This window comes from Enterobacter sp. UCD-UG_FMILLET (genome assembly GCF_000762975.1).
In the GTDB taxonomy this organism is placed as follows: Bacteria; Pseudomonadota; Gammaproteobacteria; order Enterobacterales; family Enterobacteriaceae; genus Enterobacter; species Enterobacter dykesii.
Genome location: NZ_JRJC01000008.1, coordinates 1 through 12297, shown reverse-complemented (window position 1 = coordinate 12297; position 12297 = coordinate 1). Strand labels below are relative to the sequence as shown.

Sequence of the window (12297 nt, the reverse complement as noted above, 5' to 3'; positions counted from 1 at the left end):
ATGTCTACGGCTGATTTGTCCCACTTGCACCAGGCGCTGGACCTGCTCGAAGAGCGGGAAGCGGAACTGCTGGTCTGGGGGGATACGGATGGCGCATTTACCCATGCCGATATCATCTCACTCTTTACCCGGCACCTGCCCTACGAAGATGCAGAGTCGTTACTGGCAGAACTGCAGAATGCTGCCATGCTCTTCAGCGTCCCGACCAGCAAAGGGGGGACGCGCTACCGCACGCGTATGGCGGAATCGGTCTACCTGTTCCGCCACCAGCGTCAATGGTTCCGCGATCAGCCGCTTCAGCGAGCCCGGACGCTTGTCGCCGACTACCGTTTCGTCCGTCGCCCGCGCAACTATCCGAAGCGGGAACTTCCGGCGCAAACGGTGCTGAGCAAATGGGTCGACGTCCCGTGGATGAACGAGATTAAACGCCAGGCGCTTTCCCGACTGATCGGCGACTTTTCCATTGCCGGCTTTCAGGAACGCTCAACCGAACGTATTTTGCGCGCCTGGCACTTTCATAGTCATCATGCTCACGCGAAAGAAGCCACCGGGACCATTGTCTGTGCCGGTACGGGGAGTGGTAAAACGCTGGCGTTCTATCTCCCGGCACTCACCTCGCTCCTCAATGATATTCAGCGCGACAACGCACAGCGGGTCAGGACGCTGGCACTGTATCCGCGTAAAGAACTGCTTAAAGATCAGTTCATGGAAACCTGGGGCAAATGTCGTGAACTCGACAGTCAGGCCCTAGCACTGGCAGGACGCAAGATCCGTATTGGTTCTTTTTTCGGTGACACCCCGTTCAACCATCAATACGCAACGAAAGATAAAGACAAGGATATGCCCTTTGATTTACTCCGTTGCACCACGCCGAAATGTCAGGGGCAAATGCACTGGAAAGCAGAAGATATCAAAGCGAAAAGAGAGATTCTTCGTTGTAGCCACTGCGATCACAGCGTAGACAGTGACGAAGTGATCCTGACCCGCGTCTCGCTGATGAAAAACCCGCCTGACATCCTGTTTACTACCACCGAAATGCTCAATCAGCACCTCGGGAATAACCAAACGAATCACCTATTTGGCGTTGGCATCGGCGTAACACCGCCGCCGGTAGTCCTGCTGGATGAAGTACACACCTATGTGGGGAATACCGGTGCGCAGACAGCCTATCTGCTGCGACGCTGGATGCAACTTGCACGCAGCCGCCCCCATTTTGTCGGGCTGTCGGCAACGCTAAGTGACGCCGAACGTTTCTTCGCCGCTCTGGTAGGTGCGCATAAAAAACATGTGGCTCTTATCGAACCGAAGCTCCACGAAATGGAAGATGAAGGGGCTGAATATCTGCTGGCATTACGCGGTGATCCGGTCTCGCAAACCGCCCTGCTGTCTACTACTATCCAGACCAGCATGCTCGCCCGGCGTATTCTGGATACGAAAAGGAAAAAATCACGCGGGACATGGGGGCAAAAAACCTTCGTCTTCACCGACGATCTGGATATCAATAACCGACTTTATCATCAACTGTGTGACGCCGAAGGCTGGCGGTCGCGTGGTCAAAACTTATACGTTGCAAAACCGCCGCTGGCCGCTCAGCGTCTGGAAACACCGCAAAACAGCCATACGCTGACTCTGGCAGGACAGAACTGGCGTATCGCGCAGGATATTGGTCACCCACTTGACGAAAATGACCGGGCCATCGTTGCCCGAACGTCCAGTCAGGACGTCGGGGTCGATCCTAGAGCGGAAGTGGTAATTGCAACCGCGTCGCTGGAGGTGGGCTTTAACGACCCCTCAGTTGGCATGGTTATTCAGCATAAAGCGCCACGTAACGTTGCCTCCTATTTGCAGCGTAAAGGGCGTGCCGGTCGTTCAAGAACTATGCGTCCGTGGATGGTCGCAGTCCTGTCCGAATTTGGCCGCGACCGCGTCGTTTATCAACGCTATGAAGAGCTCATTAATCCAGAGATAAAAGGACAGTCGTTGCCGATGGGCAACATTCATATCCAGAAAATGCAGGCGGCAATGGCGACACTTGACTGGCTGAGCACGAAGATCCCCGGAAGTAATATCTGGTCATTGCTGAATAAACGGCAGACAAAGCGAGAGTCTCTTGACCATCTTGATCGTATGTTCCACCTGATTACCGCCGTGATCGAACAACATGCGTGGCAGCAGGAGTTGGAAAAGTATCTGTTCTACGCGCTGCGCATCACTGACGAGCAACTTCAGCGTGTACTGTGGTCGCCGCCCCGTTCGATCATGATGGAGTTGCTGCCGACATTAAAACGACAACTCACCACCCAATGGTCGCGGATGGGCCAACCGGAGGCAGACCGTTCGACGGGACGTTCCCCGCTGCCGGCCTTTATTCCTTCAGCGCTATTCAGTGAACTCAATCTGCCGGAACTGGAGATCCATCTCGAGCGGAAGTTCAAGAAACGTGAACATTTGCCCTTTATTCAGGGTCTGAAAGAGTTTGCGCCGGGGCGCATTTCCAAGCGCTATGCCGTTTACTCCGACAATGAAGCAGACTGGCTTATCCCGAACAACTTTGTTCCGGCGATGAATTGCGTTTCGGATGTTGATTTTGAAATTGAGCAGGCTTTCGGCGATACCTGGCAGCCCGAGTGTATCATTGAGTATGAAGGTCAGCCCCCTATTAGGGTCATTCGCCCGATGCAGGTGCTTACGCGCGCGCTGCGATTCGAGCAAAATCTCACCGAGAAAAGCAACTCGCAACTGTACTGGCATACCCGGTTTAACCCAGACGATCAGGCCGATCCGCTCCCCATTCCTGCCGGCCCGTGGACGGACACCCTTCGCTCCATTACGTTCTTTACCCACCAGAACATGACACCTCTCGACGTCACGCGTTACGCCACCCACGCAACAGCCTCATTACGCAATAAAACCAAGCAACAGGCGCATGTGAACTTCAGGTGGGTCGACAATGGCGAGCCTGTCGGGGTTGGCGTGCGGCAGTGGGTGGATGGCACCCGGCTCAGATTTACGCTGCCGCCCACTCTGCTGCAACGCCTCCGGCATGACCCGGCCATTCAGCGCGCACTGCGAACGCTCTATTTCCAGCATCGGATCAAACATGAACCACGCTTCGAATATGACACGTTCACCGCTGACTGGATCTACGAGTGCTACCTAGCGGCGGTTACGCGGGAATTGGCCACACAGTCGTCTCTGGCAGACTCTATCGCGGAATTAAAAACCCCGGACGGCCGACGTCGACTGACTGATATCGCGGACACACTCTTCCAGGCAGAGAATATCTTTGAAAATAGCGAGGATGGTGAAGACGACGCCGAAAGCCAGGAACTGCAGCAACATTTGCGCAACCTGTTTAAAGAGACCGACATTCTGGAAATGGTGGACAGGCACAGCGCGATCCTGACTCAGGATCTCAGTGATGATGTCGATTTTCAGGACTGGCTACAGCATCTGCTGACAACGACCCTTGCCGGAGCGGTCAAACAAACCAGCCACCTGTTGCTGCCGGATGTCGATGAACGCGGTCTGGTGGTGGATACCGAACTCAACGACGAAGTACTGGACATCTGGCTGACCGAATCAGAACCCGGCGGCTGTGGCATCATTACCCGTCTGGAAGACGTTTTTCATCAGGATCCGGTCTCCGTACTGAATCTGTTTATGCGTAGTTTTGCCGCCAGCGATTACGAGCAGATCGACTACGACCTGTTCGAAATGCTTTCGCGGCTCCCCTCTTCCAGCGAGCTCCGGGAGGCCTTAAATGCGATACGTAAGGCCAGCAGCCATCCGCAGCGCCGTGAGGCTAACGCCCACCTCAGAGCGCTGTTGAAGGCGCAGGGATTTGCACTCAGTCACAGTTTTATGTCGGTGCTGCACACACGAGTACTACGTCCGGGCAGCCAGGCGTCACATGATGCGCAGATGCTTGCATATCTCAACGCATGGCGGGAACTGGAAGACAAAGCCGGATACGAAATCGCTCTGAATATTTTTGCCCATACCCAAGCGACGCAAGAACTGCCTGACGCCAGTGTGATTAAAGTTTTTGAGCGCTTTTGCAAAATTCAGGGAATGCTCTGGCAGCGCGGCAATGCCATCCGTCAGTCGGTTCTCAGCTATTACAATCCGTTTAAGTCCGGTAACAACCTGACTGAACGACTGCTGCTAAGCTCACTGTTTCAACAGACGGCGTGCAGCATCAGCATCAGCGAGAACGACTGGTTAGCGCAGTTACATCACGCCATTACCCAACACGGCTTTGCAGAACTGCATATCCCGCGCGAGGCCCGCCATCGTATTGTGGAAGTGACCTCTCTGGTGCAGGTGACCCCGATTGAGTACTTTGGTTTGCATCTTTATCCCCGCGAATCCGCCGTGGATTATCAGGATGGCAATCTAGTGTTACGTATTGAACTGGCCGAAGCGCTGCTGTAAGGAACGCAGAAATGGAAGAACAACGACAAATTTTCCTACATGGCCCACTGGGCCAGCGACATTTGCGGGAAATTCTAAGCGCGCAGTTTAGTGGCTTGATCCTCTATCCAGAACCGATCTGGCTGATCTCACCGTGGATGAGCGACTTTGACGTGATTGATAACCGGGGCGGTCAGTGGAGTTTTCTTGATCCTTCATGGGGGGCCCGGATGGTCAGCTTCCAGGAATTGCTCGCCACCGCCGTCAACAATGGCTGTCCGCTACGCATCGTGACACGTGAAGACACGCGCAGCGTGGTCTTTATCGAGCGACTGTTGACGCGCTTATCGCCCGATCACGACATGCAATACCTATATCACGAGAACCTGCACGCCAAGGGGTTGCTGACCAAACATTTCTTTCTGAAAGGATCCATGAATTACACCTGGAGCGGCGCAAACCTGAACGATGAGCATCTACTGTTTTCAACTAATAATACGGTGATTTCAGATGCGTTGATTGAATTTAGCGGCCAGTACACCTTTGGAGACACCCATGACTGATACTCCTCAATGGGTGCGTGACTTCTTTGGCAACGGAAATTTACTGAAGCTGGACAGGTTGCTAGAAAACGTTGAAAACGCCTACCCTGCGGACTTAAAAACCGTCTTACTGCCGCTCTATGAGAGCGCGACTGACGCTCAGTGGCCGATCATTCTGCCCTGGTGCGATGCTCATCGCTGGGTATTTTTTGCCGCGGCAGAAACGGATCGCACCACGCTGGAGCTCAGCAATGTGTTGAATGCCAGGCTGGGGTCTGCCGATGTTATTGCCGATAGAAGGGTGACTTTCGTCCCCGCGCAGGGAGCGACATCGCTGTCTGAAACGGCTCTGCTGACGCACTGTCCGGCCGGATTTATCCGGATCGAATTACTGCCCACAAAGCAGAAAGATAAACCAGCAAAAGAGCGGGTCTTCGCCGCGCTCAAAGACGTTATCGCCCTGTTTCGTGATAGGCCATCAATCGTACGCACGGTCAAACGTCCCTTTGGGCGGATCTTGAGTGATTTCATTCTGGCGAATAGCCAAAAAGACGAAGCCACAAGCGACGCTTTACTACAGGAACTGAAGAACAACGGCGCGCTTTCGCGACGCAACCTTATGCTGCTTGAACTCCAGCAGGCGGGTAAGTTAGAGAAGTGGGACACGCTGCTGAATCACGATTCGCTTGCTGATTTGGTTCGGGGACGCATTCCCACAACTCTGATGCGGATGCTGCTGAAAGCATACCAGCAGCGCTTTTTTACACCCGACATCCACGGGTATCCGCAGGCCTCCCCGGCGGATCTTCGCCCGCAATGTCTGGCGCTACACCCTCTGTTTACGCAGATGCCTTTTTTATCCCAGGATGAGGCTGACTTTGCGGCGTGGAAAACCTGGGCCACCGGCGTGATGCTTATTGGCGAAGTCGACCTGCTCAACGCGTTACCAGAACTCCTAAAAACCGACTGGTTGAGTGGATTGCACACCTGGGCCAGTCGGCCGTTCTACGTTGTGAGTCCGTCAGCAGCGACAGCGACGGCGTCGGTCCCGGATACGCTGCAAAAGCTTGCCGCATATCTGCAAACCTCCCTGACCGCAACGCAAGAGGAGATTACGGGCTACGCACAAACGCTCCACACGCTTGATCAGCAGTTGATAGAGCAGGCGATGGCGGTACCACTGCTGAAAACACTCATCGAGGAGATCCGCCATCTGACCAATCCGCAAATCGTGGGCTGGGATATCTGTTTCTCCCGACTATGTCAGTCAGAAGTTGACAGCAACAGCCTGGTGCAACTGGTCGCGCTGGAAAGTGAAAACTGGCCCGCCGACTCGTTCCATGAAGCGACGATGCTCCAGTTACTATCAAGTCAGGTTCCACCAGACGCGTTCCCGATCCTGCGTAACGTGATGCCTGCCTTTATTGAATGGCTTGAACGTCATCAGTTCAGTCTGAGTAGCACTACGTGGCTAAAGTGGCTGGATGTTCTTGCGATGGAACAAAGCGTCAGTCAGGCGGATATCAAGCTGGCCACAATGGTGACGGACCGCTTCCTACAAGGCTCTGTTAGCCAGGAAGCGTATCAACAGTCCGGTGCCATGCTGGAACTGATCGTCGAACGCGCCAGTTCATTCCGCAACCTGCCAGCGCTGGGCGAGTTGATCGAACTCTTCCTTGATGCTCCGGTGCAGGATCGGGCGACGCTCACCTCGCTGTGGCTCAGCGTTCAGTCTTTTGTGAGCGGAATATGGGCGCGATTAGATCCGACTACTCGTACCGTGATGCGCAACTTGGCGACTGACGTGCTAGGGGAAGGTGCAGAGCGCGTATTTCCGGCTGAGCAGGATAGTTGTACGGCAGATGCAGAAGATGAATTGCCGGACTTATCCGGAGCCAGAGTGGCGATTTATAGCCTGACAGAAGGCGCGGCAAGACGCGCGAAACGGATGCTGGAAACGCTGTTCCCCGGGATCAGAGTGGAGATCAGCCATGCGCACACTGCAACCGACAAGTTGATTAATCAAGCAAAACAGGCTGATTACTTCATCTTTTCTGCAGGCAGCGCCACTCATCAGGCCTTTTACGCGGTCTCAGCACAGCGCAGAGATTTAATCTACCCTACAGGTAAAGGTGCCGGGTCAATGCTGAACGCGTTTATTGCGCACGTTCAGCAGGTTTCTGCAGTAGTGGCATAAAAAAAGGGGCAAATGCCCCTTTTTTATATATTGGCGTTCGCTGCTTTGATATAACTTGTGACCAGATAATCCGTCACTAATGAGATATCTTTCGACAGGTTCTGCAGTTCATTCCATTTACGGACGATAGGCTGACCATCAATATCCGTACCGAAGTTCCACGCGCCACTACTCCATGCACAAAGCGACTTGATGCGATTTAACTCTTCGACAAAACGAGTATAGGAAGGGATCTCAGTCCAGCCAGGTTCACCTTTATAGTCCTGATGCACCTGATCAATTTCATCCATCAGGCTACCCAGTGCAAGAATACCGACGCCGTGTAATAGGCGGGAATAGCGCGGCTTTTTGTCCCAGTCATCGGTAAACACGGTTTCCACCGCCGACCAGAAGTTATTCAGCAGTTTCACCATCTTCCCTTCATCCCCCAACCCTGTCGCAGGGTCACGGAAGCGATACAATGCTCCCTCACGAAGACTAGCATCGATCATTTTGATCATCGAGTTGTCAGCAATAACCCCATCAGGATTGGTTGCCGTTTTGATGCGCCCCGCAAGTGGACCTTCCCCGAAGTTCAGTCGTTGAGTCAGCAGCGAAGGAAACTTACGCATTTGCAGATCGGATGGCAAACGACCGTGGGTATGCGGTGCCAGTTCGTATAACAACGTTTTGGGCAGCGGTTTTGTGGAGTTAACCAGCATAAACTGCTCGCGTTGTTCTTCTGCATCATTAGCGATAAATGCAGAGACCGGCATCATAAACGAGTCGATTTCCGCATCTCGCAAAGCAGCAGTACGTTGTTGACCATCCACAATAAACCCTGGCTTCTCAAAATCCTTATCTTCGGAGAAAGGTATCACCAGATGCCCCATGTCGCCATTATCTGTAAGCGGTTCAAAACGCACACGCTTATCAAAAGCGATAATCACCGGGTTTGGTATCATCGGGTTTTTACTCTCAATATAGCGCTGAATTTCGCGAATATGGTTACGTACTTCTGGACGCTGATAACCAACCAAATTCTCTTCACCGCGACGAATTCGCGAAATCGCTGCAATTTTGCTGATCTGTTTACCTTCTATCGCAAGGCTATAGAGTTGCCTCTCCTCACCCTGTCGGATTCGCAGGGCGGGAACACGATATTCACTCATGACAGTTCCTCTGAGCGTAATGACAATGTGTGCTGTAAACGGTTGTACAACACCTGAATATTATGGAAACCGCGGCGACGGTTACGTTCTGCTCCGCGGAAAATGATGACGTTGATACCGATGGCCTGGCAAATATTGCACTGGCATTGTTTCCAAGGACGTTCTCCCAGCGTACGCTCATAATCCGCACGGATTTTATCGGCCTCTTTTTCACCCGAATGGAGGCGTTCATATGCCAGGACTGCATCAAGAGTCTTCTCGAGGGACAAAGCCCCTTTATCATATTCAAACAGGGCAGTCATGGCATCCTTTTCCAGATGTCGTGCAATATCCTGATCAATCACGCCAGATTTTATTTTGCGACTCAAGCTTGGATTCGCATCAAACTGAGGGACACGCACAGCGGTATAGGCCGGGCCATCAGGCGTATGATAGTTGTTTTTCCGATCTTTGAAGGCTTGCTGCAGCGGTGTTGTTGAGTCAATACTGGTCACACCAAACTTGATAAAGTCGGCGAAACTCTCTGGACGGGCAATGCCAAGCAAGTGAACACGTGTATCACTTTTCAGCAGCGGTTTAATCTCTTCGAGAGTCTCAAGGATCTGCGCCGTTTTCAACGGCACCATCCCCCCCATGGTGATATTTCTGTATCCCATGGCCAGCAGGGCCTCTACAGACTGACGATAGGAAGTTTTGCTCCATCCATGTGCAACGCCAAAGGGAGTAAAACAGGACTTTTGAGACTTGTTTAAAAACTCTTGAGCCAAGGTCAGAGTGATATCCTGGCGTCGGCGACATTCAGCCAATACTTCGCCACTGAATACTTCACCTGGCTTCTCATAGCCAAAGACAATGTGATCGAGAGAAACGCCATGGTTAAAGCGGGAAGTTTCGTAGAACTCAATCACCTCTTCCACACGGTATGGGGGGACGTCCTGGTTAACATAGGTGAAGGCTCCGCAATCACCCATGGTTTCCATATTTTCCGGAAGACGGAAAAAGTGCTTCATTCCATTACGGAAATAACGCAAACGCTGGGCACGGGTATATTTGCTCTCACCGCCACCAAGACCATCTACTACAGCTTTAGAAACCAGCATACCATCATAAGGATGAGGAAAAACCTCATGCGGATAATGATCGTCACGTTGACGCACGCGATGTTCGTTACGCGTTTCGCGGAAGAAGTCAAAACTGGGATCGATAAAATCCTGACTATCAGGGAAAAAATACTTTAGCTTCGACAACTTACTCTCCTGTGACGCCACTGCTAAGCCTCAAAAAACGGGGGATTCTACCATGAAACCCAGGCAAGTAGCATTATGGTTTAGCCTCTCTAAGGGCCTTAAACTCAGCCCGAAAACGTTTTTCCTCAAATGAATTTCCCGAGTCACGAAATTCACGCAACGCATGTGTTGCACTGATACCAGGATTTTGTTCCATAAGCTTTAAAATGAAAGACTTAACTTCCTCAGAGTTACGACGAATTCCTTTTTTTACTTCACGCTCAGGTAACTCCTTTAATTCTTCTACTAACTTTTCAGATAACTCATTTAAATTATTGAGTTGTTTTGACGTAAATTCCTTCACAATGTATTTTGCCATACTGATATTAAGCATGAGCATATTACATCTTAACCACTGAGCCATATTTTGGTTGGTTTTGAAAAGATATGCAGTCAACCTGTCATTGATTTTTTTTGAAGTTATAATAAGCAGTTGTTTTTTTGCATCAACCAAATACTCAATACCATTAATAATATCCAATTCAATTGCATTAATATAATCTGGAGAGCCGCAAACAATATAATAGTCTTTTTTATTTTTTTTCATTAGTTCTACAATAGATGTAGGATGCTTAGATTTAAAAATAGATCTATTAGTTATTTCTTTCCACCATGTTCTATGAAAATTTTTCCCTACATATTCTTGAGAATACAAGGGTATTGATTCGTCATATCCAACAGCAAAGGTCGCTTTATACGGCACAACATTGTCTTTGTGATGGAGGAGGCCCAGTCCAGCAGAAAGCACCCATAAATCAATAGGATATTCATTTAAGATCGCTTTGGCTGTCGCCCAGTGCCCACCTTTATAAAGATCATCTGCACATACAGTTGCAGATGTAGATATAGCTTCATTCAGAGCATTGCACCAAGAATTGACGAGTACACTTGAAGAGATGCGGCCTGATGAAAATTGACTAAGACTCAATATATCTTCGCTACCGTAGTGTTTTCCATTTGTACATGTAGTTATTAAGTTGATGTTGCTCACAATCGCCCCTCCGAATCCTGTTGCACAAGCTACAGGAGAAAAAGGGGGATGACAAGAAAGAAGTTATTCGTCCCAAAAAAAAATTTTAGGGACGAATGTTAGTGAGGAATGTACTCGAAATACTCATCTTGAGAATGAGAACATCTTTGGCATCGTCTCAGAAGGCCTTTTTCCGCAAGAGATAAACAAAAGTCTCGACATGATTCAAGAAGGAAGTCAGGACTCACATTTTTATCTCTAGAAATCAATGCCCTAGCAAGAGTTTCGTAACTAAAACCTCCAGTTGAGTGCGATACGATGCTCATCGCAAGTCGAGTATCGAAAGTTTTCATAGTGCACCTCTGAGTCGCCAGAATAATACAGTTATAAAAAAGTATGGGTTATAGTTCAAGCTGGCTTTTCAAATTCACGCATAGCAAGCGTCAGGAATTAGATTATTTACCAAAGTCATAAGGACTAACTTCCTTTTCCCGATTCGCATCCAAAAAATCAGCCCACCACTGCAGCATCAGTCTGCGCTCATCCAGATGCTCGGCCTTATGAATATAAGCCGCACGTACAGAGTTACGCTCCATATGGCTCATCTGCCGTTCAACCGCATCCCTCGACCACAATCCCGATTCTATCAATGAACTACAGGCCATTGTTCTGAAACCATGTCCACAAACCTCTGCCTTCGTGTCATAACCCATAACGCGCAGCGCCTTGTTCACCGTGTTCTCACTCATCGGTTTGCGATGGTCGTGATCGCCAATGAAAACAAAATCGCGATCGCCACTAAGTTTGTGTACCTGTTTAAGGATTGCTAACGCCTGACGAGATAACGGCACCAAATGAGGTGTGCGCATTTTTGAGCCACGCTGTGAGTGTTTTACCCCTTCGATAGCTTCTCGCTCGGCTGGAATCGTCCACATTGATGTTTCAAAATCGATCTCAGACCATCGGGCAAAACGCAATTCGCTGGAACGAATGAAAACAAGAAGGGTTAGCTCAACAGCTAGGCGAGTTAGAGGCCTGCCGGTATAGTTATCAATCCGTTGAAGCAGTTCGGTAATACGTTTCAACTCTAATGCAGGTCTATGCTGACGGTTACTTGAAGCGACAGCACCAACCATCTCTTGCGCGGGATTGTAATCAAGTAAACCACTCTGAACGGCATATCTCATAATTGCAGTAGTGCGCTGCTGTAGACGGGATGCCACCTCTAGTCGCCCCGACAACTCTACCGCTTTGATTGGGGCTAGCAGGTCTCGAGTTTTGAGATCAGCAATATTCCTCTTACCTATGGCTGGAAAGAGGTTGTCCATTAGGCTTTTGAGCACTCGTCGACTATGTTCTTCCGACCACTTTTTATTTGTGGCATGCCACTCAATAGCAAGCTGCTCAAAAGTACGCGCTTCTTCCAGCTCAACCTTATCATTTTTCTTTTTATCTCCCGGATCGATGCTGTTTGCCAAAAGCTTACGAGCTTCATCACGGCGGGCTCTGGCATCTGCAAGAGATACGTCAGGGTAAACTCCTAAAGCCAGCATTTTTTGCTTTCCGCCAAATCGGTATTGCAAACGCCAGTATTTAGAACCATTGGGATGGACGAGAAGATGCATACCGTTGCCATCAGTCAGCTTATATTGCTTATCTGTTGGCTTAGCTGTTCTGACTTTGATATCTGTTAGAGCCATGCTTATCCCCTCCCTGTTGGTACAAGCATTATCGA

7 protein-coding genes are annotated in these 12297 nt (G+C 50.3%); 3 read left to right on the top strand and 4 right to left on the bottom strand.

Annotation, left to right across the window (positions count from 1 at the left end):
• From dpdJ to dpdD, 3 genes are read left to right on the top strand one after another with little or no spacing between them, the layout of a single operon-like run.
• Positions 1 to 4437 carry a protein DpdJ gene (gene dpdJ, locus LA04_RS02635; protein WP_047650380.1) on the top strand — a complete coding sequence of 1479 codons (4437 nt, stop codon included), beginning with the start codon at positions 1 to 3 and terminating at the stop codon, positions 4435 to 4437.
• A gap of 11 nt (positions 4438 to 4448) precedes the next feature.
• Positions 4449 to 4979, top strand: coding sequence for a phospholipase D-like domain-containing protein DpdK (gene dpdK / locus LA04_RS02630; protein WP_047053963.1), 531 nt, complete (start codon positions 4449 to 4451; stop codon positions 4977 to 4979).
• A complete protein-coding gene (dpdD, locus tag LA04_RS02625; RefSeq protein WP_047650379.1) occupies positions 4972 to 7155 on the top strand; it encodes a protein DpdD in 2184 nt (727 codons plus the stop codon). The genes dpdK and dpdD overlap by 8 nt, the downstream gene beginning before the upstream one ends.
• A gap of 23 nt (positions 7156 to 7178) precedes the next feature.
• Here the strand turns inward: dpdD and dbpB are convergent, their stop codons facing one another.
• From dbpB to LA04_RS02605, 4 genes are all read right to left on the bottom strand, one after another.
• Complete coding sequence (gene dbpB / locus LA04_RS02620; RefSeq protein ID WP_047063873.1) at positions 7179 to 8306, bottom strand: DGQHR domain-containing protein DpdB; 1128 nt, start codon at positions 8304 to 8306, stop codon at positions 7179 to 7181.
• Positions 8303 to 9553, bottom strand: a complete 1251-nt coding sequence (gene dpdA / locus LA04_RS02615; RefSeq protein WP_047650378.1) for a tRNA-guanine transglycosylase DpdA — start codon at positions 9551 to 9553, stop codon at positions 8303 to 8305. Before dpdA ends, dbpB begins: the two co-directional genes overlap by 4 nt.
• Before the next feature lie 73 nt (positions 9554 to 9626).
• Positions 9627 to 10583: a hypothetical protein gene (locus LA04_RS23080; RefSeq protein ID WP_235211310.1), complete on the bottom strand. Its 957-nt coding sequence runs from the start codon at positions 10581 to 10583 to the stop codon at positions 9627 to 9629.
• Positions 10584 to 11017: 434 nt separating this feature from the next.
• Positions 11018 to 12262 (bottom strand): tyrosine-type recombinase/integrase, encoded by a 1245-nt coding sequence (locus tag LA04_RS02605; protein WP_047650651.1) that lies wholly within the window; start codon positions 12260 to 12262, stop codon positions 11018 to 11020.
• Positions 12263 to 12297 lie beyond the last annotated feature (35 nt).